The organism is Candidatus Rhabdochlamydia porcellionis (assembly GCF_015356815.2).
GTDB lineage: Bacteria > Chlamydiota > Chlamydiia > Chlamydiales > Rhabdochlamydiaceae > Rhabdochlamydia > Rhabdochlamydia porcellionis.
In genome coordinates this window covers 226,177-252,130 of sequence record NZ_CP075585.1, presented here as the reverse complement: position 1 = coordinate 252,130, position 25,954 = coordinate 226,177, and the positions used below count along the sequence as shown (strand labels likewise).

Annotated in this window: 21 protein-coding genes, 1 other RNA gene and 1 pseudogene; 11 read left to right on the top strand and 12 right to left on the bottom strand. The window is 35.2% G+C overall.

Annotated features, from left to right (window positions below; genetic code table 11):
- Positions 1 to 51: 51 nt before the first annotated feature.
- The 5 genes from RHAB15C_RS01205 to RHAB15C_RS01185 all read right to left on the bottom strand — a co-directional run bounded on the left by RHAB15C_RS01205 (position 52) and on the right by RHAB15C_RS01185 (position 8,212).
- Positions 52 to 3,765 carry a DEAD/DEAH box helicase gene (locus RHAB15C_RS01205; protein ID WP_194845520.1) on the bottom strand — a complete coding sequence of 1,238 codons (3,714 nt, stop codon included), beginning with the start codon at positions 3,763 to 3,765 and terminating at the stop codon, positions 52 to 54.
- A gap of 81 nt (positions 3,766 to 3,846) precedes the next feature.
- Entirely contained in the window at positions 3,847 to 4,620 is a 774-nt protein-coding gene (gene dapF, locus RHAB15C_RS01200) for a diaminopimelate epimerase (protein ID WP_194845521.1), read from the bottom strand.
- Positions 4,617 to 5,228, bottom strand: a complete 612-nt coding sequence (locus tag RHAB15C_RS01195; RefSeq protein ID WP_194845609.1) for an ATP-dependent Clp protease proteolytic subunit — start codon at positions 5,226 to 5,228, stop codon at positions 4,617 to 4,619. Before RHAB15C_RS01195 ends, dapF begins: the two co-directional genes overlap by 4 nt.
- A 71-nt stretch (positions 5,229 to 5,299) precedes the next feature.
- A complete protein-coding gene (locus RHAB15C_RS01190; RefSeq protein ID WP_194845522.1) occupies positions 5,300 to 6,775 on the bottom strand; it encodes a glycine hydroxymethyltransferase in 1,476 nt (491 codons plus the stop codon).
- 84 nt (positions 6,776 to 6,859) lie between these two features.
- The gene (locus RHAB15C_RS01185) at positions 6,860 to 8,212 is read right to left on the bottom strand and encodes a hypothetical protein (protein WP_194845523.1); all 1,353 of its coding nucleotides are present in this window, start codon (positions 8,210 to 8,212) and stop codon (positions 6,860 to 6,862) included.
- 794 nt (positions 8,213 to 9,006) lie between these two features.
- On the opposite strand from RHAB15C_RS01185, the gene cdsZ reads away from it, so the two are divergent.
- Positions 9,007 to 9,768, top strand: a complete 762-nt coding sequence (gene cdsZ, locus RHAB15C_RS01180) for a zinc ribbon domain regulatory protein CdsZ (RefSeq protein ID WP_194845524.1) — start codon at positions 9,007 to 9,009, stop codon at positions 9,766 to 9,768.
- Positions 9,769 to 9,779: 11 nt separating this feature from the next.
- Positions 9,780 to 10,130: RNase P RNA component class A (rnpB, locus tag RHAB15C_RS01175), an RNA gene on the top strand.
- Positions 10,131 to 10,142: 12 nt separating this feature from the next.
- Here the strand turns inward: rnpB and RHAB15C_RS01170 are convergent.
- A pseudogene (locus RHAB15C_RS01170) lies at positions 10,143 to 11,090 on the bottom strand (tyrosine recombinase XerC); the annotation flags it as partial.
- A gap of 65 nt (positions 11,091 to 11,155) precedes the next feature.
- Between RHAB15C_RS01170 and RHAB15C_RS01165 the strand changes: the two are divergent.
- A complete protein-coding gene (locus RHAB15C_RS01165) occupies positions 11,156 to 12,742 on the top strand; it encodes an ABC-F family ATP-binding cassette domain-containing protein (protein ID WP_194845525.1) in 1,587 nt (528 codons plus the stop codon).
- Positions 12,720 to 13,466, top strand: a complete 747-nt coding sequence (locus tag RHAB15C_RS01160; RefSeq protein WP_194845526.1) for a TrmH family RNA methyltransferase — start codon at positions 12,720 to 12,722, stop codon at positions 13,464 to 13,466. The genes RHAB15C_RS01165 and RHAB15C_RS01160 overlap by 23 nt, the downstream gene beginning before the upstream one ends.
- A 34-nt stretch (positions 13,467 to 13,500) precedes the next feature.
- Here the strand turns inward: RHAB15C_RS01160 and RHAB15C_RS01155 are convergent, their stop codons facing one another.
- On the bottom strand, positions 13,501 to 13,647 hold the full coding sequence (locus RHAB15C_RS01155; protein WP_194845527.1) for a hypothetical protein: 147 nt from the start codon (positions 13,645 to 13,647) through the stop codon (positions 13,501 to 13,503).
- Positions 13,648 to 13,976: 329 nt separating this feature from the next.
- Here RHAB15C_RS01155 and RHAB15C_RS01150 point away from each other — a divergent pair, with 329 nt between their 5' ends.
- A complete protein-coding gene (locus tag RHAB15C_RS01150; RefSeq protein ID WP_194845528.1) occupies positions 13,977 to 14,429 on the top strand; it encodes a hypothetical protein in 453 nt (150 codons plus the stop codon).
- Here the strand turns inward: RHAB15C_RS01150 and RHAB15C_RS01145 are convergent.
- From RHAB15C_RS01145 to lon, 4 genes are read right to left on the bottom strand one after another with little or no spacing between them, the layout of a single operon-like run.
- The gene (locus RHAB15C_RS01145; protein ID WP_194845529.1) at positions 14,426 to 15,325 is read right to left on the bottom strand and encodes a ribonuclease Z; all 900 of its coding nucleotides are present in this window, start codon (positions 15,323 to 15,325) and stop codon (positions 14,426 to 14,428) included. The genes RHAB15C_RS01150 and RHAB15C_RS01145 overlap by 4 nt on opposite strands.
- Positions 15,322 to 16,437 (bottom strand): rhomboid family intramembrane serine protease, encoded by a 1,116-nt coding sequence (locus tag RHAB15C_RS01140; RefSeq protein WP_194845530.1) that lies wholly within the window; start codon positions 16,435 to 16,437, stop codon positions 15,322 to 15,324. The genes RHAB15C_RS01145 and RHAB15C_RS01140 overlap by 4 nt, the downstream gene beginning before the upstream one ends.
- The gene (locus tag RHAB15C_RS01135) at positions 16,428 to 16,943 is read right to left on the bottom strand and encodes an adenylyltransferase/cytidyltransferase family protein (protein ID WP_194845531.1); all 516 of its coding nucleotides are present in this window, start codon (positions 16,941 to 16,943) and stop codon (positions 16,428 to 16,430) included. The genes RHAB15C_RS01140 and RHAB15C_RS01135 overlap by 10 nt, the downstream gene beginning before the upstream one ends.
- On the bottom strand, positions 16,924 to 19,386 hold the full coding sequence (gene lon, locus RHAB15C_RS01130; RefSeq protein WP_246587574.1) for an endopeptidase La: 2,463 nt from the start codon (positions 19,384 to 19,386) through the stop codon (positions 16,924 to 16,926). Before lon ends, RHAB15C_RS01135 begins: the two co-directional genes overlap by 20 nt.
- Before the next feature lie 176 nt (positions 19,387 to 19,562).
- On the opposite strand from lon, the gene tsaB reads away from it, so the two are divergent.
- The 4 genes from tsaB (at position 19,563) to RHAB15C_RS01110 (ending at position 22,885) form a co-directional block, all read left to right on the top strand.
- Complete coding sequence (gene tsaB, locus RHAB15C_RS01125) at positions 19,563 to 20,150, top strand: tRNA (adenosine(37)-N6)-threonylcarbamoyltransferase complex dimerization subunit type 1 TsaB (protein ID WP_194845532.1); 588 nt, start codon at positions 19,563 to 19,565, stop codon at positions 20,148 to 20,150.
- Positions 20,151 to 20,319: 169 nt separating this feature from the next.
- Positions 20,320 to 20,514, top strand: a complete 195-nt coding sequence (gene rpsU, locus RHAB15C_RS01120; RefSeq protein ID WP_138107149.1) for a 30S ribosomal protein S21 — start codon at positions 20,320 to 20,322, stop codon at positions 20,512 to 20,514.
- A 91-nt stretch (positions 20,515 to 20,605) separates the two neighbouring features.
- Positions 20,606 to 21,763: a molecular chaperone DnaJ gene (gene dnaJ, locus RHAB15C_RS01115; RefSeq protein ID WP_194845533.1), complete on the top strand. Its 1,158-nt coding sequence runs from the start codon at positions 20,606 to 20,608 to the stop codon at positions 21,761 to 21,763.
- 72 nt (positions 21,764 to 21,835) lie between these two features.
- Positions 21,836 to 22,885, top strand: a complete 1,050-nt coding sequence (locus tag RHAB15C_RS01110) for a Fic family protein (protein ID WP_194845534.1) — start codon at positions 21,836 to 21,838, stop codon at positions 22,883 to 22,885.
- On the opposite strand, the gene RHAB15C_RS01105 is transcribed toward RHAB15C_RS01110, so the two are convergent.
- Positions 22,882 to 23,283 (bottom strand): hypothetical protein, encoded by a 402-nt coding sequence (locus RHAB15C_RS01105; protein WP_220716059.1) that lies wholly within the window; start codon positions 23,281 to 23,283, stop codon positions 22,882 to 22,884. The genes RHAB15C_RS01110 and RHAB15C_RS01105 overlap by 4 nt on opposite strands.
- 306 nt (positions 23,284 to 23,589) lie before the next feature.
- On the opposite strand from RHAB15C_RS01105, the gene msrB reads away from it, so the two are divergent.
- Complete coding sequence (gene msrB, locus RHAB15C_RS01100; protein ID WP_246587572.1) at positions 23,590 to 24,009, top strand: peptide-methionine (R)-S-oxide reductase MsrB; 420 nt, start codon at positions 23,590 to 23,592, stop codon at positions 24,007 to 24,009.
- 382 nt (positions 24,010 to 24,391) lie between these two features.
- The gene (gene murJ / locus RHAB15C_RS01095; RefSeq protein ID WP_194845537.1) at positions 24,392 to 25,951 is read left to right on the top strand and encodes a murein biosynthesis integral membrane protein MurJ; all 1,560 of its coding nucleotides are present in this window, start codon (positions 24,392 to 24,394) and stop codon (positions 25,949 to 25,951) included.
- Positions 25,952 to 25,954: the final 3 nt, after the last annotated feature.

Sequence of the window (25,954 nt, the reverse complement as noted above, 5' to 3'; positions counted from 1 at the left end):
ACTCCTAAAAAAAGAGCAAGCATAATTCTTCAAAGAATTTATTGTAAATTTTCATATTTTTTTTACATCTTGATCGATTAAGTGAATCAAATGAATTAATTCTTCGCGGTTTAGTTTTTTGATTTGATCCTGGTCTGTGAACTCAATAACCCCTTCCATAAGCGCTTGCTTTTTTTCGATCAACTTGTGAATGTGCTCTTCAATGGTGTTTTTAGTGACTAATTTAAATACTTGCACTCCTCGATTTTGACCAATACGATGTACGCGATCGGTTGCTTGATTTTCACGTGCTGGATTCCACCAACGATCGTAATGAATCACAACAGATGCAGACACAAGATCTACTCCAACACCTGCTGCTTGTAGAGAAGCAACAAAAACAACGCAAGTAGGGTCTTGCTTAAATCTATCGAGCATCTCTTTGCGATTACGCGTACTTCCTCTAATACCCGCAAAGCCAATATTCTGTTCTTTGAGATATTTTTCAATAAGGTTAAGCATATTTAGGTATTGCGAAAACACTACAAGTTTTTGTCCACTATCTCTTGTCTCTTGCAATAGTTGGACAAATAAATCCCATTTTCCTGACTGATGTTTATGGAATTCATCGAATTGTTTATTGATGAGACAGGGATGATCGCAGATCTGCTTTAGAGTGGATAACAAAGCAAATACATGCAAATAGGGAAGTGGTTTCTTTTCGTCTTTTATTTGCTGCATAAGTTGATTTTTTTGTTGAAAAAAAGCAGCTTTATACAGATTTTTTTGCTCTTCAGAAAGATCGCAATAAGAAATCTCTTCAATTTTTTCCGGTAGCTCTAATAATACTTCTTTTTTCTTACGCCGTAAAATAAAAGGATCGACTAACCGTTTGAGCAGCGCTTTTCTGGCTTGGTCTTGTCCTTTTTCAATCGGATTAACAAATAGATGTTTAAAGTGAGCTTCTTGGGGTAAATACCCCGGCACAATCACTTCAAATAAGGATCTTAGCTCTAATAAACTATTTTCAATAGGCGTTCCGGTTAATCCAAGACGCATATGCGCATTAAGAGTTTTCAATGCTTTATGCGTTTGTGATTGGGAATTTTTGGCATTTTGTACCTCATCAAAAACGATCAGGTCAAAGGTGTAATGAGAAAGAAGGGTTTTTTCACTACGCAATACGCCATAAGAAGTTAATAAAAGGTCTGCTTGCGTTGTAAAAAGATCAAAATTGCGCCCTGCTCCATAGAAAGTGAGAACTCGTACCTCTGGCAAAAATCTTTTTAATAATTCTTCCCAATGGTAAATAACCGAAGTAGGGCAAGCTACTAAAAACTTAGCTCTTTTTTGTAAATAATTAAATACAGCAGCAATAAGGCCCATAGCTTGATGCGTTTTACCAAGACCCATCTCATCGCAAAGCATCCCTGAGAGCCCATAGGTATATAAAAACCAAAGCCAATTGACTCCTGTTTCCTGATAAGCCCGTAGCCTACTTTGAAATCCAGTTAGATCTATCAGGGTTTGCGTTTCAAATTGAGAAATACTCTCCAGCCATTTTCTAGTCTGTAGCGCTTGTGTAGACCTCCCTTCTGGAGCTTTTATCTCTTCAAAAACGGTTAATTGCAACCAATCTAATGTTGTACATTTTAGAAAAGATTTTGCATCCCATTGCTGTTTACGAATCGCTTTTAACCAATTAAAGCGAGATTGTTTCAAGATGATAAGGCCAGCTGATGTAAAAAGATAAGGACGATTTTCCATGATTGCTTGCCAAATCTCTTTTGCATCTACTTCCCCAAGTTCACTAATAAATACAAGCTGCATACGCCATTGAAAGCGGGCCTTTTTTTTTATATGTTCTAAATTACGTATTTCTACTTGTAGAGAATGTGGTTTAGTTAATTCCTTTTGTAAAATAATAATCTGGTCTACTAAAGTATCTAAATCGTACAAGATAAAATTAGCCTCTTGCTCTTTAGGAATAAAAGTGCTGGGCATGTATTTTTTCTTTAATCGCCACTCAAAAGCAGTCTCGTGAAATCCTTGATTTTCCACATAGGTAAATTCATCGAAAACTTGCACATTTTTATCCTGATACTCGGGTAAAAAATGCATAACGGATTGTACAAAAATTTGCTCATTTTCCAGACTAATTTTATATCCACTTTTTAGAATGGGACAGATAGGAGAAAAAAATCCTTTAATATTTTCTAATTCTTCTCGATGCATCTGAATAAATTCTGCAATCCGGTCTTTTTCAATCGTTAATCCTGAATGGATAGAACCTGCTTGCAGCTGAGTGCGCTTAGCAAAAAATCCTTGATCTTTTACATAAATCCATGATCCGAAATCACTGATTTTATCCTCTGCCTCAAGCATCTCGATAGCTGCTTCAAACCGTAGCTGCCTTGATGTTGTCACAAAGAAGCGCAATTGAGATTCAATGGTATAGACATGTGTTTGAAAGAGAGGAAAATTATTAAGCCACGCTCTATGTTGGGAAACAAATTCTGAAACATCAACCCTTTCGATAATTTTTGTAACACCATCAAACAACCAATTCTCTACTTGAAAAAATCCTTTTTTTTCTAGATAAACCCAACTGCCAAATCGTGCAGAGGATTTTTTTTGTAGATCTTTTTTTTCAAAGAGATAGCATTCAATATGCAGTCTCTCTTCTGCATCAAAAAAAAGATCATATTGAATACGATTATTACCCGCATGGATTGGTTTATTTAAAAACCTTTGTAAAATGGGTGTGTGTTTAAAAAATATTTTCCCTATTTTTTGTGCAGAAATTTCCTTTTGTTCAAAAATAGGATCTATTGTAGCGGGGAAAAATCCTTTCTTAGAAATAAAGACAAAATCTCCAACAGAAATCCCCTTAGCTTTTTCTTCTTGTTGCTGCTTTTGAGATCGATCCATTTCGATGAAAAGTTTTTTGTCCACTTCATTATAATGAATGGCTCGAATGTAGGAATAGGGTTGTCCATGAGCAATCAGCGGTGAATCTATTGTTTTTAAAACAGGAATTAACTGCGGCCAATGGGCCTCTGAAAGATAGCATTTTATCTTTAATAAACTAGTAAATTGAATAGTTAGCCAATCGGGAAGGTGATTTTCCCTTTCTTCAAAAGAAATGGCATAGGGCTTTTTACTCTCCTGAAGCAGCATTAACCATTTTGCAAGATCAGACCAAAAACACAGCTCATATTTTAGCCGATGACTAGGATTTCCTTCTTTCCACAATTGCAATTCATCGAAAGTCAAATTAGAAAATTTAAGGGAGGTTTCCTCTGTTTCAATCGTTCGTTCAAAAAAAAGTATGTGCAAATATTTTTTAGCTGCAGCTGTTAAAGGCTCTATACGAAAAAGAAGTTTATTCGTAGATGATTTGATTTCATAAACCTTTTCCTTTTTTCGTAACACATTTGTCTCATACCCATGTCGATTACAAAAAATTTGACATAAGCAATTCCAAAAGCTATGACGAAAACGCACATGTAGAGGTTGCTGATTCCCATTAAAAATAGTTAAGTACGCAGCAGCAAGATGCGCACAGGACTGAGTCTCTTCGGCTTCATCACAGGAACAAAATCCTTCTAGGATTTTTCCTTGATCATCTATATGTAAAAAGGGTGAGAAAGAATGCGTACTTTCTTTATCAAATATTTCTATTTGATAGGTCGCTTCTGAAAATAAAATTTTTTTAACAGACTGTTCTAACAATAGCTGTCTAGCTTTTGTTAGATTTTTTTGTGAAAAAGAAAATTCAGGCATGATGTAAAAATTTTAAGATAGAATTCCCCTTATTTGCGAGCATGCCTAGCTATCGATATGTTTGCAATATGCTTAAAAAATTTAACCTAATTTCAAACTGCCTGAAAATACTTGGCAAGCTTCCGCTAACATTTGTATATTTCCTTTAGTAGAAATAAAGAACTTCATTAGTTTAGACACCTTATCAGAAGCACTCGCTATCAAAATAGGCTGTGGGAGGTTATAAATCTTACTCGCAACAAATGCAACAGCAGCAAAACCTGTACCACAAGAAATGGTTTCATTTTTTACTCCTCTTTCATAAGTACGAACAACAAGCTGTCTATTTAAAAAGCTTGCAAAATTTACATTTATTCCTTCAGAAATAAAGATAGATCGAATCTCTTGAGCTGTTTTTATGAGATTCACTTGATCAAATGAGGACAAAAAAACAACAGCGTGAGGAACACCAACTTTAATTACATAGACATCCCATTCATAGATTTTAATCGGCCAATGACAGATTAAGGGTTGCTTTAGATCAACCCCTATTTGGCCTTTTTTACGCCAGCAGGTAAATACACCACCTCTTGTTTCGATTTCAACTTTAGGTTTGTGCGCAATCTCATAATCAGCAACACACCTAATCCCATTGCCACACATATCAGCTTCACTACCATCGCTATTGAAAATGCGCATTTTTAGATCAGCGCATTTAGAGTTTTCAAGCAAGAGCACTCCATCTGCTCCTACTCCCAAATTCCTATCACAGATCCTGGGTATTTGAGCAAAAAAAGCACTCTCCTCTATAGGGGATTTTCTCTGATCGATCAATATAAAATCGTTCCCAATTCCATGGTATTTAGTAAAAATCACGCTTCTAAATCTTGATAGCTAGAAACCACTTTATCAAGTAAACCAAATTCTAAGGCTTCATCTGCACTCATCCACATATCACGATCTAGTGCTTTATCGATCTCTTCCGCTTGCTTTCCTGTTGCTTCTACGTAAATATCTACAATTCCCCTTCTAGTTTTTAAGATTTCTCTTGCTTGGATTTCCAAATCTGTCGCTTGTCCGCGAATCACGGAATGGATAGAAGGTTGGTGAATCATAAAACGGGAATGGGGAGTTGCAAAGCGTTTTCCAGGAGCAGCACATAAACTTAAAACAGAACCCATAGAAGCAGCAATCCCTGTGACAAGCGTTGTCACAGGTGAAGTGATCATCTTAACCTGATCCCAAACGGCAAAACCCGCATCAACTGACCCACCGGGTGAATTAATAATAAATAAAATAGGCTTACCTGGGTCCATTAACTCCAAGTACCATAACTTGCGAATTGCATTGCGAGCAGTACTGCTATCTACAGCATCACAAAAGAAGATCCTTCTAGATTTAAGCAGTACCTCATCAATCTTATCATCGAGCGATCCTAAAGGGAACTTCTGATTCGCTTCTTGCCTTTGGCTCACTAACGACATAAATACCTCATTTTTTTCAGTCTCATTTTTAGCATCTGGCAAAAACATTATCTAGGGTTGCATCCTTTTTTTCAATCAAAGATCAAATCTGGATATAGAGGGAACCGTTTTAATAAAGCGCTTATGTGTTTTTGAATCTCCTTGAGAATAGAAGAATCAATTTCTACTAAAGAACGGCTATTTCCTTTTTCTGCTTTAGCAGGTTTTGCAGCTTTAAGCAATAGATAAATCCAATCTGCTATTTGTATCATCTCCTGCTCTTTCATTCCTAAAGTAGTTAAAGCAGCTGTCCCTATACGTATACCTGAAGTAAACCAAGGCCCATTTTTATCAAATGGTATACTATTGCGATTCACTGTAAAATATGCTTGTCTAAGAGCATTTTCAGCTTGCAATCCAGTCAAACCAAAAGAGGATGAAACCTCAAAAACCATCAGATGGTTTTCTGTTCCCTCGGTAAGAACATGAATCCCATGATGCATTAATTTATTTGCTAACGCTTGAGCATTTTTCACTATTTGTTCTGCATAGGCACAAAAAGAGGATGTATTTGCTTCTTTAAAAGCAACAGCTTTGGCAGCAATGACATGAGGAAGAGGTCCTCCTAAAGTAATCGGACACCCTTTATCAACCACTTCTTTAAACTCTTTTTGACAAAGGATAATTCCCCCTCTAGGCCCTCTTAGAGTTTTATGGGTTGTTGAAGTAATGATCTGTGCATAAGGTATAGGGTTATACTCTCCTACCATGACCTTTCCAGCAACAAGGCCTGCAAAATGTGCCATATCCACAAGCAAAACAGCTCCTACACTGTCTGCTATTTCGCGCATTTTAGCAAAGTTAATTTTCCGTGAATAGGCTGAATAGCCAGCAATCAAAATAGCAGGTTTTTCCCGTTTTGCGATCTCACTAATTTTTTTATAGTCCAATAAATAGGTATTAGAATCTACCTCATAGAAAAAAGCCTGCATCATTTTAGCAGAAATGTTATGTCGATACCCATGGGTTAGGTGTCCTCCGGAGTTAAGAGACATCCCCAATACTTTTTGATTAATAAGGAGCTGGCGTACTTGCTCATACTCCTCATTAGAAAGATCATTAATGTTTTTTTTACCTAATATCTCTACTTGCCTACTTTGAATGCGCGCTACCAAAATTGCCCAAAAAGCTACAAGATTAGCATCTGACCCTGAATGAGGTTGCACATAGGCATGTTCGCATTGAAATAGGGTTTTTGCTTCATTAACGCAAGCAGCCTCAATAGCATCAATATTGTCACATCCTGCATAAAATCGATGATAAGGATACCCTTCTGCATATTTATCAGTAAGCCAGTTTCCCATGGCTAACTGCACAGCTTCAGAACAATAGTTTTCAGAGGCAATTAGTTTTAAAAAGCAACGCTGATCGCGGAGCTCTTGAATCATTTTTTCTACAACAAAGGGATTATTTGCCTTCAAATGATCAAAAGCTGCCATAAAAGCAATTGCGCTGCTTTTTCTTAGCTCACGAGGAACTCTATTAAAATAGTTTTCTAAATAAGACATCTATCCTCCTAAGCTTGCTATAGAGCGACTTTGTTTTTATCACATTTAGCCAAAAGAGGGAATCACAATCTAAAAGCAATCAAATTAACTGATCTTTTGCTCAGATTCTAATAAATTTGTACTTTTCAAATAAGCTTCAATTGAATCATTTGCAATTTTTTGCGATAAAAACGCACCAAAATTTTGGAAATCGCTTTTCAATTGATCATTTAACATAGAGCGATTAGCAAATTGATAGAAAATATCCCCATAAGGAGGCATTCGGCCAAAAAATTTTGTTTGCACATACTCTTTAAGCTCTTTTCCTCCAAATTTTTCTGCATTGTCAATTAGTGATTGCCTTAATGGCCATTTCCAGTATTGCATTTCATAAAATGGCATTTCTTTTTTAAGACTGAGATAATCACAAAGACTTTGATCACCTGTCATAATACCTGACTTTGATATAGCAATGAAATTATGCCATATATTTTTTGGCATTTGTTTACTATTCATAAAAATCACATTGATTGGTATGCCTTCTCTTCTCTTATTTTGTAACTCCTTATGAAAAGTCTTATTCTTATACACATCTACAAGAATTATGTTCACTTTTGAAAATTTATCAGCAATATCCTTATTTATCTCTTCGAGAAAAGGTAAAATATCACAAGTTCCTCTAGACATCCTTTCAACGTCGCTCTCCCAATTTCCGTTTCCAAGAGAAAAAATATAATTTACCGATGAAGGATTGTCTTGTAATTCACATAATGTATTAACTATAAAAACTTGTGAAGCCGTAATTTTTATATCGGAACTAAGATAACTAACGTAATAATGAGCAGAGGAATCTACATTTAGGTTAAAACTATCAAATAGCTTTTCTAATTCAATTTTTAATCGCTGCTTAATAGTAGTACATTCCGATTTTCTAATAGGCAAATAACCGATGCAATTTTCACCAAACCCTAATTTTTCTTCATAAACATGTTCAATGCCTATTCTTTTAAATGCGTGCTTATAATCATGGAATGAGTCTTGGGAATTAGCTTCTATCTCATCAATCATTAGAATTTTCATTTTTTCATGAACAATGACATTATTTTTAAAAGCTTTTATTAAAGCTTTCGGACTACAAAAACTAAATGGGGCTATAACAACAAGCTTATTTTTTAATTTTTTTGATGCTCCTGATATACTTTCATAACTATCTGGATTATATTTTCTAATTAATGAAATTATAGCTACTTGTAAACCTTTTGTAATTAGTAATTTTTCCAGTTTTCTTGCAAGCTCAAAATCTCCATTCCCATCATGTGTAGGATTAATAATAACTACTTCACTTTCGGTTTTCTCTTTAATTAGAGAATCCCGTGTTTTACTAAAGTTATCATTTAAATGATGATATTCTTCTGCAGACTTTACTACAGATTTTAATAAATTATTTAATGAAATCATATTAATTCCTTTTGTTTTAGTAACAAAACTATAACAAAATAAAAATATATAATAAACATTAAAATATTAATAATAAATTAATAATTAAAAAATTAAAATCATTTAATTATTTTTTTGCAATAAAATCAATGAAATCTTCTAAAAAAATAAACAAAAAAACTGGATTTTTGATATTTTCCATTAGAAAAATCATTCAGTTCAAAATGAACATAAAACTCATTTGACTTTAAAAATCTGTATTTATTGCTATTTTGATCCAGTATCATTTTAAAAAATTAAAAACAATCAAATTTATTAGATAAAATTGTTGTTGTTTTATTAAATATAGTTATCTTAGATAAACTACCAGAAGAAGCACAAAAAATGAGGATTCCCAGAAAATAAAAAATTTTTACTTCTTTTCCAAACTCAGCTAAAAGCCTACTTTTACCAATCCGCCTTCTACCTCGTACTAAAATAAGATTGGCGCTATTTTTACTCAAAAAGACCTTTCAATCTTTCCATTTTGAACTTGCGATCAATAAACCGAGCTGGTTTTAGCTTAAATTCCCTCTTTGTTTTTGTTAAAATAAATCTTTCATGAAAAACCATCTGTAAGTTAATGTTTAAACTATCTACAATCAAATTTGCTTACTTAAACTTCCTTCTAGGACCAATACAAATCCAAATTTATCTTTATGATTTAAATTTAAAGTATTTTTTATACTTGAGAGATATTAGAGGAAACATATAATCTATTGGTCTATAAGTACGCCTATATAACCTCTGCTTTAAAGTTACCCAAAGAGATACCCATGCTATTAGAAGAACTCAAGGAAATCTTAGATATTCAAGAGCTTGACATGAAGATGATCCGTCTTATGCGAGTGAAAAAAGAACGCGTTAAGGAATTATCCCAACTTGAAGAATTGCGAAAAGATTTATACTCTCAAATCACAGACAAAGAACAAGAGATTAAAGATTTTGATAAAAGTATCGAACTTCTCGAGCAAAAAATTCACGATATTAACGCTAGGATCAAAAAATTAGAAACGCAACAGAGCAATGTCAAAAAAGCTGATGAGTTTAATGCTCTTACACAAGAGATGACCCATGCAGAAAGAGAGCGTCTTGCTATTGAGCAAAAGGTTTCTGATCTAGTAGATCGAAAGGTATCAGAAGAAGAGCTTTTAGATAAGATTAAAGAGAGCTTAAAAAACTCCGAAGAGAGCAGCTTGGCTTTGGAAAAAGAGATCCGGAAAAGTGTGGATTTAATCAATCAAGAAGGATCTACCATTAAAGAGAAAAGAGAGCAGCTTGCAGGTGTTGCTAACTCTGAAATTTTACGCATCTATGAAAGATTATTGCATAATAAAAAAGATCGTGTAGTAGTTCCTATTGAAAATCGCACATGTAGTGGTTGCCATATCACCCTTACCGCACAACATGAAAATTTAGTACGCAAAGGAGATAATCTCTTTTTTTGCGAGCATTGCTCACGCATCCATTATTGGCAAGATAGTGAGTCTACCGAAGGTACAGCTGTTGCCACTAAACGTCGACGTCGACGCGTTTAAAAAATTTTGTACGGGAAAGCTAAGCAATCGCTGTTTTTAATAAATAGAGGAAAGTCTGGACTTCGCAGGAAAAGATACCAGTGAAAAACTGGGGGCCGTAAGGCTACGGAAAGTATAACAGAAAATACACCGCCCTAATGGGACAGGCTGAAAATGCTAACTTTAAGAGCTAGCCCCACTCTCAGAGATGAGAGGTGAGATAAACCCTATCTGAAGCAAGAAAGTAATAAGCATTGTTTTTTATGAACAATCTGTTTTTCCGCAGAGCTTATTAGAATAAAATCGCTTGAGGGGTTTGGCAACAAACCTCCTAGATGAATGATTGCTCAACGACAGAATCCGGCTTAATGCTTTCCCGACTTTTCTTGTGCTAGAGGGTGTGTTTTATCATATATCTCTCTTTTCAAACGAGATGAGACTTGTGTGTAAATCGTAGTGGTAGACAAACTATTATGTCCAAGCAACATTTGAATGGTTTTTAAATCCATCCCCTTTTCTAGCCAATGTGTTGCAATGGTATGCCGAATGGTATGAGGCGTAATGGTAGCTGCTAAACCGCTTGCCTTAAGGTATTTAGTAAAATGACGATCGATGGAACGAGAACTCAATCTTTTACCCCACTTATTTAAAAAAACAGCTTGAGGATCCTCCTCCCTTCGATGAGAAGAGCTATCTTGATCTCTAAGAGAATGGTTTATGTATGTATCTAGCCAATGAGCTGCGGTTTGAGTAATAGGAACTACTCTTTGTTTCTTCCCTTTACCGCGAACTTTGATCAATAAACCTTGTATATTTACATCCTGTCTATTTAGCCCAATTAATTCACTCAAACGCAACCCGCTACTATAGAACAACTCCATAATGCATCGATCTCTATAACCCAAATAGGTCTTTGTATTAGGCTGCGCTAGTAATTGCTCTACTTGCTGATAACTTAAAGAAATAGGGATTTTTTTTTCTAATTTTGGAGTAGCAAGCTCAGTTAGAGGATTTGTTTCTAGCTTCTTGTTCTTTACTAAATAAGTAAAAAAAGAACGCAAACAAGACAATCTACGATGAATTGTTTTCTTAGATAGTTGCTTTTCTGCTAAAAATGCCAGATAGCTACGAATCGCCTTTTTATCTACCTTCTGCATGAAAAAAGAAGGGGAATTTTTTTTAAAATCCCCTTCTGGCATGAGAAAAATTCTATTTTGAAAAAAATGCCCAAACTCTTGCATATCAATATGGTAGTTACGCAATGTATGCTGGGAAACCTGTTTTGCAGTAGATAGATAATGCAAAAAAAGCGCACATGCTTTGGAAAAGCTTAGTTCAGCCATAACTCTTGTTCTCCTTTTCTATCTATGCTAGAATACAGAGCAATTTTCTGAAATAGGCTAAAATTATGATTACATTACGAGACATTTCTAAAAAAATAGGTGCCCGAACTCTTTTTGAAGATGTAACAATCACTTTTAACTCAGGTTACCGCTATGGACTTACCGGACCAAATGGAGCCGGCAAGTCTACTTTGTTTAATATTATTTTAGGAATAGATGAACCCACTTCTGGATCTGTAACACTACCTAGGAAAGTGGGATTTCTCAAACAAAATATTGCACAGTTTAGCGAGATGAAGGTAATTGATGTGGTAATCATGGGTAATAAACGCCTTGCAGAAGCCTTGTCGGAAAAAGACGCTCTCTATGAATTGGAAATAACCGATGCCATTGGCATTCGTTTAGGCGAGTTAGAAGAGATCATTGCAGAAGAAGATGGATATAGCGCAGAATCCGATGCAGAAGTATTGTTAAATGGTATCGGCATTCCCTCTGAGTGGCATCATAAAAAAATGCATTCTCTTCCTTCGGATAGGCAATTTCGAGTTTTGCTCTGCCAAGCATTATTTGGCAGTCCAGAAGCTCTTTTATTAGACGAACCAACCAACCATCTCGATTTAGAATCTATCGGTTGGCTAGAGAGGTTTCTACATCATTACAATGGGGTCCTGATTGTTGTAAGCCATGATCGCCATTTCTTAAACGCTGTAACAACACAGATTGCTGACTTAGATTATGAAACCATCATTATCTATCCTGGTAATTATAACGATATGTTAGCTGCAAAAACATCACTCCGGGAAAAAACAGAATTAGAAAACAAATCAAAAGAGAAAAAAGCTGCCCAACTCAAAGAATTTGTTGCACGATTTAGTGCAGGAACACGTGCTAGTCAAGTACAGTCTCGTCTACGAGAAATCGAACGCTTAGAACCTCAAGAGTTAAAAAAATCCAATATTCAACGCCCCTATATTCGTTTTTACCCTCCTGAAAAAGTCTCTGGACAAACGGTTTTCAAAGTCAAAGACATCTCCAAATCCTATGATGAGAATCTTGTCTTTAATCATCTCAATTTTGAAGTAAGCCGAGGAGATAAAATTGGATTAATTGGGAATAACGGCAAAGGCAAAACCACACTCATCAAGCTTTTAGCAGGGATATTACCCCTAGATAGCGGTTTTATTGAAGTTGGACATCAAGTTCAAATTGGCTATTTCCCTCAAAATCACTCTGAAGTAATCGATAAAAAAAGCAATATGACAGCTTTTGATTGGCTTAAAAATAGAAGAGAAGGGGTCAATGATCAAGATATACGTAGTATCTTAGGGAAAATGCTTTTTTCCGGAGATGATGCTTTTAAATCAATTGCACATCTATCAGGAGGAGAAACCGCTCGGCTAATCTTAGGTGGTATTATGCTCTGTAACTATAATGTTTTGCTACTAGATGAACCAAATAACCATTTAGATTTAGAAGCGGTATCTGCCCTGTCTTGGGCACTAGAGGATTTCAAAGGCACCGTCATTGTTGCCAGCCATGATCGTGATCTACTAAATAATGCAACTAATAAAATTATCGCATTTGAAACTATAAAACCATGTATATTTGAAGGAAGCTTAGAGGGATATCTTGCAGCTAGAGCAACTAAATAGAGCTTTAAGTTACACAGAAACAGAGTTTCTTGAGCTGTCTGTAAAAATGCGCCATACCTGGGCAGCGCGTACTTTACGTTACTATCACTTTGAAGGTAAAGATAGACTCTACCGTCGTATAGAGTCGTGGCTAGAATTGCCCTTACTTGATTTGCAAGATATCAAAGCTCTTTGCGATCGTTATCATTTCCACTTAGCGCAAACAGGTCAACCCTGGCAAGAACACAATCTATTTGCATCTCACCAGAAATCAGATATCGATTCTGATACTCCTTTTTTACAAGCAGGAGTTTACTTAGACAATATTCGCTCTGCTTTTAATGTAGGTAGCATTATTCGAACAGTAGAAGCGTTTCGCTTAGGCCCTATTTACTTTGCCAAGCAAACACCCTATATTGATAACCCTAAAGTACAAAAAACTTCGATGTTTACTTTTGATAAAGTAAGCTGTTATCAAAACAAACCATTGGAACAACTCCCTAAGCCTTTAATTGCTTTGGAAACCGTTCCAAATGCCCCCTCACTATTTGACTTTACCTTTCCTAAAGGGTTTACCCTCTTATTAGGAAATGAAGAATACGGACTATCAGATCGAGCATTATCTATAGCTGATCAAGCTCTGCAAATCCCCCTTTATGGTTTTAAGCAATCTCTCAATGTAGCTTCAGCTTTTGCAATCGTATCTGCTGTAATTAGCAACCAGTTAAGAAATCCAGAAGCCTAAAGTTCTAAATCTTTCGAATCAAATTGACCCTTACTTAAGACCATCCAAAAGATTTGATAATCCTGCTGCTGATTGCTTGAGCAATTTGACTAATAAGATATTCGGTGTACATATACAGAGGAGATGAAAGAGCAGTTAAACTTACATAGGTAACTATTTCCATAGAAACTGCTAGAGTCAAAAGAGAAAATCCTACTTGCGTTAAAATGCCTGTTTTTATCGCTAGATTTTTATAAAAAGCACTAAGTATTTTTACAATAAAACTTCAATAATTTATTGATGTATAAAATTTGTTCGACTAATTAATCATTTTTATTTAATTAAAAAATTAAATAAATATTTTTTTGACAAATAACCAAATAAACGCGATACACTAAAAATAAACAAGGAGTTGTGCTTTGAAGCTACCCTCTATTGCAGGATGGCCCACACAAACAAACTTTGTAGAGGAAAAAAAATAAAAAGAAAGCCTATGTTCAAGCTTAAAGGGAAAAAAAGACGAGAATTAAAATGATTAGAATCACTGGATCTTTTCCTTCTTCTCCATTACCTTTTCAAGATCCAATCAAAAAGATACAAAAACAACTTTACGACAGTATTGGACAATTTAAAACCAAATTAAAATCTCTAGATGCTGCTAAAGCAAAAGATCCTCAATTTCTAGAAGAGTTTGCATATGGAACAAAGCAACTAAATTCTCTTGTTGAAAAAATAGAAGAAAGCTCTAGAGCATCATCTGAAGATTTAAAAGATGCAGCTTATATTATGCATAACATCTTATATCAATCCTTATATAGTCCAAATAGTACTTCTGAGACTAGCTTATTAAAAGCAGCTACTGACTCTAAGATAGAAGAAGACTCTGATTTAAGTTTGGTTTTACATAATTTCACAAAACATCCAAATCAATTAGAAATGCTTATTCGAGAACTTGCCCTTATTATGGAAGATCTTGAGAACTAAAAGGGAATGACTTTCAAATCCTCTGCAACAATTGTTTTAGGAAAAATAACAGAGGCTTCTTGTAAAAACTCATTCAAGTCTTGATAACGAGCAGAAAAATGCGTCAATACCAATGTATCTACGTGAGCTTCTAGAGCAGCTTTAGCTGCTTGTTTAGCGGTTAAATGGTGGTGTTTTTCAGCCAAATGTCTGTGCGCTTCTAAATAGGTACTTTCACAGAGAAAAAGTGTAGCGTAGCCTGCCACCTCAACAAGAGCAGGACAAACCAGAGTATCGATGGCAATAGAGACCACATCTCCTTTGCGAACCCAGCTTACATCCTCTAATTTGATCTTTTTTCCTTGAATGATGAGTTCTTTTTTCTGCTTTAAAAGACGCACATTAGGACCAAAAATACCAGCTTCTTGTAGTTTTTTTTGATCAAACTTAATTTGATCTTTTTCTATAACACGCCAAGCTAGGTTATCAACTCCATGTTTCAAAAAGCTCGCTTGAATCAAAAATTGCTCATCCTCATGAACAACTCCTTCTTTAAAAACAGGATGTTCGATGATCTCAATTTGTTGGTGATAGATCGACCCATAACGCAATCTTTCAAAATAGATTTGGCCACTGGCTGGATAATAGCAATGAATTGGATGTGTGACCTTATCCAGGTTTAAGCGCATTAGCATAGAGCCCAATCCTAAGCAATGATCTCCATGAAAATGACTAATAAAAATACGTGTTACAGAAGTCGGAGCTACATTTGCAAAGATAAACTGTCTCTGTGTTCCTTCTCCTGGATCAAATAAAAAACCCTCGGTTTTCCAAAGTAAAAGATAAGCACCGTGATTGCGACTGCGTGTATGTTGCTGACTAGAGCAGCCTAAAATAACTAAACAACGCTGGCTCATGTAAGTCCTTTTTTAAACCAAGAAAGACATCCTAAGAAAATTCCGGTAAGACCTCCTACAACATGTGCAGTATTAGCAATCTGTAAAGTAGGCGCTAGATGATAAAACAGCCTAATTCCCCAAATAACCCCATCCAATACGACCATTGCGGAAACAAAGAAAAATAATAATAAAAGAGCACTCTTTTGAACAGAATACCCCTCCCATGGAGCCTTTTTTTGGCGCATCCAAATAAATCCACCCATCCCTACTACTACACCCGAAATTCCAATAAAATAAGGACCGCTCATGATATATTGTGCCACATTGCTAGCTATAGCAATCAAAAGCACTAACACAAGCATCCTTTTCTTACCTATTTTCAAATCTAGTTGCTTACCAAATAGAAAAAGCCAAGCCATATTAAAAAGGATATGTAAAAAATCACGGTGCAGGAAAATAGGCGTAATAAAACGCCAAATTTGCCCTTGTCTGATTTTTTCAAATATCGGAACTTTGCTTATTGCTTGTAGACCTTCTTTTTGTATAATGGGAACAAACTGCAATACTCCTTTCCAAGAAGGGATTGCTTCTATTTTTTTAAATTCTAATTGGGTTTCTAAAGGTAGTTCATCTACATCTTGAAAGGTTTTCATGGGATGCTCTTGAATAAATTGGTTTAACTCCTCAAAAGATTTTGGGTAATCAAATAGCAATTTTTGCATCAGTGGTGTTAAAGAGACCTGAAGAGCAAGTGCTCCTTTATTTTTCATAATTTGACTTTCTTGAAAAGAATTCCATAAAAATAAAAAACAACAGATAAAAATTAGAAGAGGAGTAATCCCCTTCCATTTTCGAGAGGTTTGTATCTGGACTACAGAAGGCTCTATTAACTCTTCTTTTTTAGACTTTTCTTTTACTTGAAATAAAGAGTTGCTGGGATTCTGGTTAAACTGCAAAAACAATTCTGAAGCTTCTTTAAAATCCTCTTCTTTTTGGACCCATATACGATAAAAAGGTTTTTCAGCGGAAGGATTATCTGGTTCATAAGAGTTTTGTATTCCTTTTTGAAGTAAAAAAGAATAAAAGTTCAGTGCTTTTTGCTCTGTGTCAAAAAGGCCTATTAATCGCATATTTTTTTAATCTTGTTAATGATGTAAGAAGTAGATAATCCTGGAATTTTTTCTACAATGTGCATTCTCCCTTTTTGCGCAACTACAGTTTCTCTTTCTATGCAATTTTGCCCATATTCAGAACCATTAACATGCACATCTGGTCGAATTTCTGATAAAATCTGTATAGGGTCTGTCTCATTAAAATAAGTGACATAATCAACCATTTCCAATGCGGCAATCAATAACATCCTCTGCTTTAAAGGGATAATCGGGCGTTTTATACCTTTATACCGTTGAATAGATACATCTGTATTTAAAGCTACAATTAGTATATCAGCTTGCAAAGAAGCCTGAAAAATAATTTCTAAATGTCCCGCATGTAAAAGATCAAAAGCGCCATTGAGCGTTGCTATTGTATTTTTTTCTTCTCGCAGATATTTAATCGTCTCTTGAAGATTTTCAGGCTCGACTACTTTTTTACAAATGCTCTCTTCAAAGCAAGAACTACTTGCTAAATGCGACATCAAATACCTCATCATAATGCGATACGAAATGCATCTGAATCCCTTTTTTGACGTAAGTAGGAAGTTCATCGTAATCCCGTTGATTTTCCGATGGGAAAATTAATACTTTAGCTCCAGAGCGTTTTGCAGCGATCAATTTTTCTTTAACCCCGCCAATAGGTAAAATCTTACCAGTGAGCGTTAATTCTCCTGTCATCCCTAAATCTTCTATAACAGGTTGATCTTTTAAAAGGGAAAGCAAAGACGTTACCATGGTAATTCCTGCTGAAGGTCCATCTTTTGGAGTAGCTCCTTCAGGAATATGCAGATGCACCTGAGACTTTTCAAAAAAGTTACCCCCTGGAACATATTGATTCACCCGGCTATGTAAGAAGGTCCAAGCAATTTGAGAGGATTCTTTCATCACATTTCCTACTTGTCCCGTTAATTTCATTTCTGTCTTTTCCGCATGCACCTTAGTTGCTTCCACATACAAAGTAGCACCTCCTAAAGCGGTCCAAGCAAGCCCCATACATACCCCTATAGGAGTTCTTTCATAATAACGGTCTGTAGTAAAAATAGGTTTCCCTAGAAAATCTTTTACATTACTCTCGGAAATGGAAGTCTTTTTATACTCTGTCTCTTTTTCTTGTGCATTGACAACAAAAACAGCTACTTTACGTATAATTTTCTTGATATAATTTTCCAAGCTACGAACACCTGCTTCTCGGGCATACCCATTGATAATTTGAGCAACTCCATCTTTAGTAAAATTAATATCCACTGTTTTTAATCCCATATTTTTGCGATTACGAGGGATTAAATATTTTTGAGCAATTTGTATCTTTTCTTCTGAAATATAGCCTGATAAACGCAAGATATCCATACGATCTTTTAATGGCTCTGGAATTGTATCTAGGATATTAGCTGTAACAATAAATAAAATATGAGATAAATCGCAGCGAACATCTAGATAGTGATCTAGAAAATCTTTATTTTGTTCTGGATCTAGAACCTCTAATAAAGCAGAAGCGGGATCTCCATGATAACTAGAGCTCATCTTATCAACCTCGTCTAACATAATGACAGGATTCATCGCTTGAGTAGATTTAAGCGCTTGAACAAGTTTTCCTGGCATAGACCCAATATAGGTACGACGATGTCCTTTGATTTCTGCCTCATCACGCATTCCTCCTACAGAAAATCGATAAAAAGGTCTTTTTAAAGCCCTTGCAACGCTTTTTCCAATACTGGTTTTTCCCACCCCTGGAGGACCAACTAAACAAATAATACTTCCTTTTACTCCACCAGAGAGCTTCCCTACAGCAATAAATTCTAAAATTCTCTCCTTGATATCATTGAGTCCATAGTGATCTTTCTCGAGTATCTTTTTTGCAACTTTTAAATCTAGCTTCTCTTCGCTATAAATGCCCCAAGGAATAATCGTTAACCAGTCTAGATAATTGCGACATACCGCGTATTCAGCTGATTGAACTTCTAGCACACCCAACTTTTCCATTTCATCTTCAATAATCTGCATAACATCAGGAGGAACTACTCTTTTTTTTAAGCGCCCCTCAAACTTTTCTACATCACAGGTTTTATCATCCTTTTCTAAACCTAGCTCTTTTTTGATGGTTTTTAGTTGTTGCCTAAGAAAAAAATCACGTTGAGCTTCTGAAATATTCGCTTCTATCTTCTGATTAATACTATTCTGCAATTTGCTTAAATCGATTTCCTTTTTTAATAAAAGCAATGCTTTATCGATTCTACCCTGTAAATCAAAGGTTTCTAGCACTTCTTGCAACTCTTCTCTGCTAGCTGTTGTTAAAGCTACTGCAAAATCAGCTAATTTCCCGGGTTCAGTAAAGTCAGAATGTCCTAAGAAAATTTGTAGCTCTTCTTTAAATAAAGGATTTAACTTTAAAAGCTCTTTAATTGTTGTAATAATACTAATTGAATAAGCTTTTAGCTCTTTGGAAAGCTGCTTGACTTCATCATGATGGTAAGCTACCTGAGCCTTGAGATATTTAAGAGTTTTAAAAGGTTTACGTATAGAAATACGTTTTTCCATATTCAAAACTACTTGTGCTCCACCTTGCTCCATAGGAATAATACGCAAAACACGAGCTAAGACCCCTACTTGATACAAATCATCAAATCCGACTTTATAAATATTTGCATTCTCATTACGGGTTAAAAACAAACCCATACATTTATGCTCTGACTTGGCGACTAGTTTGAGGATTTCGTAAAAGGCGCCTGGTTCAACCACAATAGGCGCAGCCATGCCCGGGAAAAAAGGACGGCGACTAAGAGGGACTACAAACACTTCATGAGGAAAAGACTCAGCACTCTTGCTTCTTGTTTTTTCATTTTTCACAGATTTCTGCATAGCTTTGGCTAATACTTCTTCCATTTTTTCTTCATTTAAAATCTCTTCCTGTTCTTTTTGACTATCCAAAAAATGATCTCCTAACTGGGATTACATCGAATGCATCATTAATAAAAGGCCATCAATTTATCAGCTCTAGAAAATATGCGCAATAAAGCAAACTATTTATAGACGGAAATATTGTTTAAAAATAGTGTAATTTTTGATTATTTTTGTTAATTTAAATCAAAATTCTCCACGAAAAAATGTATACTCTTATTTTAGACACTAGTTCCAAGATAGCCTTAATTGCTGTTGCAAAAGCAGATACAATCTGTGCATGCCTTTCCTATATACATGAAAACCAATTATCTACATCTCTTTTCCCTAGCATTGAGCGTCTTCTTGCTTCCTATCCAAATATAGATAAAATTGCTGTTGGTATAGGCCCAGGCTCTTACACAGGCACAAGGGTTGGAGTAACTATTGCAAGGACTTTGAGTTTTGGATTGAAGATTGTTTACCAATCTTTTTATTCCCCATTGGCCTATCTACCTCATCATTTAGGGCGTTTTAGTTTTTTATTACCTCATAAATCAGGCCGATCTTTAATTATTCAAGGAGTGCAAAAGGAAAATTTCCTTGAAAGTAAAGATCCTGAATTTATAGAAAGCCAAGAAATTTATAAAAAAACCATAGATAGCGATTATATCGTCTCTGACAGCTCCTTTAAGCTTTCTATTCCCTGCTATTTACCTACTGTTAATCCTCAGGCTCTTTTACCTCTGTTAAATAGTCTTGCTCCAAATACAGAAAATAAAAAAATATTTTACCATCATACCTTTCCTATATAAACTTTAAGATTTTTTAGATTTGAAAAATAAGCAGATTTTCCCTTAAGATAATTAGATATCAAATCTTAAAATGAGTTTTTGATAAATTTTAAAAGATCGTTAGCCTAAGTTTTAAGAACTTAGGATGATTTAGCTTATCATTAATTTATAACTTAAGGAAAAATTGTTCATGCCCAGCGTTAAAGTCCGCACCGGAGAACCTCTTGACAAAGCTTTGAGAGCTTTAAAAAAGAAAGTTGATAAAGAAGGCATTATGAAGTCAGCTAAGACACGTCTTTGTTATGATAAACCTTCTGTAAAAAGCCGAGCAAAATCAAAAGCCGCACAAAAATATAAAAAACCCAAAAGGTTTTTAGGATTTTAGCACTTTAAAGACTCTTTTGCTAAATTATTGGCAGAAAACCAATCCTTTATGCTACACTAGCCTTTTACGAACTTAAAATGTCCCATTTATTATGAGTAGTTCCGATTATTATAAAGAGCTGGGTATATCTCGTGATGCCACCCAGGAAGAAATTAAAGCGGCTTATCGCAAAAATGCTCTTCAGTATCATCCTGATAAAAACCAAGGAAATCCCGAAGCTACAGAAAAGTTCAAAAAAATCTCTCAAGCTTACGAGATTTTAGGAGACGAAGAAAAAAGACGCCATTACGATCAGTATGGAACTCATGATCCTCGAGCAACAGGGTTTGGATCTTCAAGCGGTTCTAGTGGTTTTTCTTCTATGGAAGAAGCACTGCGTACATTCATGCATGCTTTTGGAGGTAGTGGTAGTAATGATTCCGTTTTTGATTCTCTTTTTGGAGGAGGGGGATCTGAAGAAGCAGGGGTTCAACAAGGCGCAAGTAAAAAAATAAATGTTACTCTTTCTTTTGAAGAAGCTGTAAAAGGGATAGAAAAGGAAGCTAACATTACCAATTATGTATGCTGCAACGCGTGTAATGGATTAGGAGCTGCTTCCGCTAATGGGGTTAAAAAATGCCCTGCTTGCCGAGGATGTGGTCAAATTCACCAGACTCGCGGCTTTTTTAGCATGTCAAGCGTGTGTCATCAATGTTATGGACAAGGGAAAACAATTACTGATCCATGCAAAACGTGCCATGGAGCAGGCAGGGTAAAGAAGAAACAAATAATCCCTATTAAAATACCAGCTGGTGTTGATACTGGGATGCGTCTTCGCATGTCTGGGTACGGTGATGTAGGTGAAAGAGGCGGTCCTGCTGGAGACCTCTACATTTTCATTACGGTCAAACCTCACAATGTTTTCCAAAGAGATGGAGACAATGTAATCGTTGAATTTCCTATCAGTTTTGTAGAAGCCTCATTAGGATGTAAAAAAGAGATTCCTACTCCAACAGGGGAAAATGTTCGTATTTCAATCCCTGATGGAACTCAAAGTGGGAAAATACTAAGAGTTAAAGGGGAAGGTTTTCCCAATATTCGAGGAAAATCTAAGGGCGATCTGCTCATAAAACTATTGATCGAAACACCCATACGCCTGACTAGTGATCAGAAAGATTTATTAAAAAAATTCCAAGAGCTAGAAACAGAGCGTAATAATCCCCTTCAGGGCAACTTTTCTGAAAAAATTAAAGTTTTTTTTTCGGAATAATTAAAAGACTTGTAATCTTAATTCAAAGTTTGATAAGTTGCTTTTTTAGGTCTCTTCAAAGATGAAAAATCTGTGTTTACAAGCTACAAATTTTCGAATTACAAATCTATTGTATCAAGCCCCTTAATCTACAAAAGCCTTAAAAAGGCCTCTCATTATTTAGAACACTATAACGATACTCTGCAATCCCATAGCAAAAAACAGGCTTTGCTTTTGCCTTTGCTGATTGCAGAAACAAGTATTTCTCTAAAAGCTCCTTTTAGTATAACACAATTAGCCCATCTACTTAATGATAAGCCCGATTCTTTATGGATTGATTATTTACATACATTAATCTATTTAATTAACCACAGTAATAAACAACCCTTAAATATCTCTAAGTTATGCTTTTTACATCGTCTCATTAAATATAATTCTTCGACTAAAGGCTCTTTAGGTGTTTTACGAACCCAGCAAAATTGGATTGGTCCAGAGGGATGCGGTATAGAAAAAGCGTATTTTCTACCTCCAAGCCCAGAAGAGGTCCCTTCTTTAGTCAATGAATGGATATCTTTCTTCAATACAAGTACGGCTTATCCTTTAATTCAGTTAGCACTTGCCTATGGTCAATTTCTCATTATCCATCCCTTTATGGATGGAAATGGGAGAATTGCTAGGTTACTTATTCCATGGTTCTTACATCAACACAAATTACTTATTAAGCCTATTTTTTGTCCCAGCGACTATTTTTTTAAACATCGCAAAGAATATTGTAAAAGACTATTTGATCTCTCTTCTGATGTGGCTTGGATTAAATGGATCAACTTTTTCCTAAAAGCCATAACTTCTCAAGCTAAAAGACAAACGCAATTAATGAATCAGTTAGCTCTCTTATATCAGCAATTAGCAAAACAGCTTAATGGAAAAATAAGTCATTCCGAAATCTATCAGCTCTTAGATTTTTGTTTTTGTCAGCCTATTTTTAAAAAGATGCATTTTCCCTTTATCAGAGAAACATATACATTACAGAAATTAGGATTTCTTCAACAACGCAAGGATAGCTTTCTATTTATCCCTGTGGTTTCTTATCTTAAAAAGATAACCTCGAAAAAATTGATCTCGAGGTTATCTTTTAAAAATTAGCTGTAGATATGACCTAAGCCATCTTCACCACCTGTCGTACTTCTACCCAACATGGAAAAAGAAGGTTTTTTTCTTCTTCTAGATGTGGTTTTTCTTCTTGTGGTTTTTCTTTTTTTAGTACCAGTGCTCTTTGCAGCTTTTCTTCTAGTAGCTTTAGCTCTTTTTGGAGCCGTTTTTCTAGTAGTTTTTCTTTTAGCTTTAGCTCTTTTTGGAGCCGCCTTCCTAGTAGTTTTTCTTTTAGCTTTAGCTCTTTTTGGAGCCGCCTTCCTAGTAGTTTTTCTTTTAGCTTTAGCTCTTTTTGGAGCCGCCTTCCTAGTAGTTTTTCTTTTAGCTTTAGCTCTTTTTGGAGCCGCCTTCCTAGTTGTTCTTCTTTTTGTTGCCGTCTTTCTTGTGGCCATAAAAAAGATTCCTCCTGTTAATTGTAAGTCCTATAGTAGGCTCAATATACTAACCCCTATAATTTTCACATTCTCAGGAAGAAAGTTTTTATTCAATAAAAAATCTTAATTTTATTTAATAAATCATAATTTTTTAATATTTTTATCATTTAAAACAAAGAAAACACATGATTATTTATCAAAATCCATACAAAAGACTAACAAGAAATCCGAACAAAAATAATGCATTGACTCTTATCTTTAATTTAAGTTAAAAAAAAATTTAATTGCTTAATAATGAATGGCCTCGTTCACAAGGAGGATCGCTTGTCTTTAGATCATTTTGATGGAGAAAAAGTTCTTTTAACAGATCAAGAATGGAGAAAAAAACTCTCCCCTAGACAATATGATATCCTTAGGCGAAAAGGAACAGAAAATGCTTTTCACAACAAGTATTATAACCTAAAAAAACATGGAATTTATTTTTGCGCAGGCTGCCATCTTCCTCTTTTTAGTTCAGATACCAAATACGATTCGGGAACGGGATGGCCTAGTTTTTGGGCACCGATTATAGAAGAAAACATCAGTTACCAAAAAGACACGAGTTTATTTAGCACAAGAATAGAGATCCTCTGCAGTAGATGTGATGGACATTTAGGACACCTTTTTGATGATGGGCCTAAACCAACGGGTAAAAGATATTGCCTAAACTCTGAAGCATTGCATTTTGAAGAAACAACTGGCTAAAAAATCCATCCAGTTACCACACTTTACTTCATCTGGTTTATATAGGGTTTTATTATAGAGTTCCCATTTAACTTCATGATGCCCATCATTGACAAGCCTCTACCCAAGCCCATTTACTATCTGGCATTGCTTTTTGATAGATTTATTTAGCAGGAAATACTTGAACTTCTTCTAGAGAAAACATTTAAGATTTGAAAATAAGGTCTGATATAGAAGTTTTTAGAGATGCACATCCAGGGAGAGAAAAAACAAATTCTCCTTCACAATCCATTTTTGACTTCTTTCCTGCTTCAGGTAGAGCTTCGTAAATTACTCCGAACACTTATTTGCTTGCTCTTTAAAATCTGCCACTTCTACACTCATTCTCAAATGTGAGGATGCTTTGGAAGAGAAAAGCTTAAGCTTTACTATAAGACGTTTTTTTTCTGGAACACTTTTAAGTCGTATAAGTGGCATGGGACGCGATTTAGTGATGGCTTTTGCTTTTGGTGATCACGCATCGGTTGCTGCATTTATGGTGGCTTTTCGCCTTTCTAATTTGTTAAGACGTCTTTTAGGAGAGGGTCCTTTTCAATCGGCTTTTATCCCTCATTTTATGCAAATACATGTACAAGATAAATCTAAAGCAAATGATTTTTTTTGTAAGTTAAGTCTTTTAATCTCTCTATTATTAATAGGTTTTATCTTGCTCGCAGAAGGAGGCATTGCAGTTTTTTTAACTTTACCAATTTCAGATGCTAATCGTGAAATCTTAAAACTAACAGCTTGGCTTCTGCCAGGTATTTTATTTATCTGTTTGTATGGTCTTAATATTTCTGTTCTAAATTGTTACGAGTGTTTTTTTGTTCCTAGTTTTGCACCTTTTATCTGCAATATGACCTGGTGTTTTGCTGCTTTTTCATTACGGCATCAAGCTCCAGATCTAGCTATGCCACATTTAGCAAAGTGGGTTGCTATAGGGTTTTTTGGACAATGGTTACTTACTCTTGCACCTACATTAAAATATATTGGAGGTAATTGGAAACAGTGGTTTCATCTACAAGTTCCAGAGGAGGTTAAAACATTAGCAAAGACACTAAGTTTAAGCATCATTGGTGTGGGAGCTATGCAGATCAATTCCTTTGTCGACCCTCTGTTTGCCAGGTATATTGATGTAAAAGCTCCTACTTATCTTTGGTATTCCATTCGATTAGAACAGCTAGCTCTGGCTATTTTTGGAATTGCTTGTGTTAGTACGATTGTTCCTCGTCTTGCAAGATGTTTGAAAAGTAGACAAATCGAACAGGCAAAAAACTTATTTAACTTTGGTTATCAACGAATCATGACGGTGATGATCCCTTGTACTTTTGCCATTTTGGCAATCGGTACTAGTTCGGTTAATTTGTTATATGGTAGAGGAAGTTTTTCTGAAATAGCGGTAGTAAAAACAACTTTTTGCCTTTGGGCATATAGTTTGGGTCTTGTTCCAAGCAGTTTAGTAATTTTGTTCTCTGCTATTTTTTACGCACAAAATAATTTTCGTACACCGATGCTTCTCTCTGTTGCCACAGTTGCTATCAATATCGTCTTAAATACTCTCTTTGTATTCCAACTACAATTAGGCGTGATTAGCACTGCTTTGGCAACCAGCATAAGCGCCTATCTTAACTATTGGATTCTCTATAGATTTAGCTATAAAGCAGGCTGGAAATCTCCCTTATTTTTATCTTTAATCATTAAAACCGTTTTTGCTAGCGTATTTGCAGCTCTTTGTGTTTTCACAATTGGTTTCTTATTACCTTTAGATTTAACTCACCATATATCTTCTCAGCTTTTATCTTTTTTCATGCAAGCTTTTGTCTTTATAGTAAGTTTATTTTTTTATGCAAAGTTGTTTAAGCATAAAGAACTTTTAGAGCTTTTTTCTGATTTCTTACTAAAAACCTCTTCAGAGATAAAATAATTG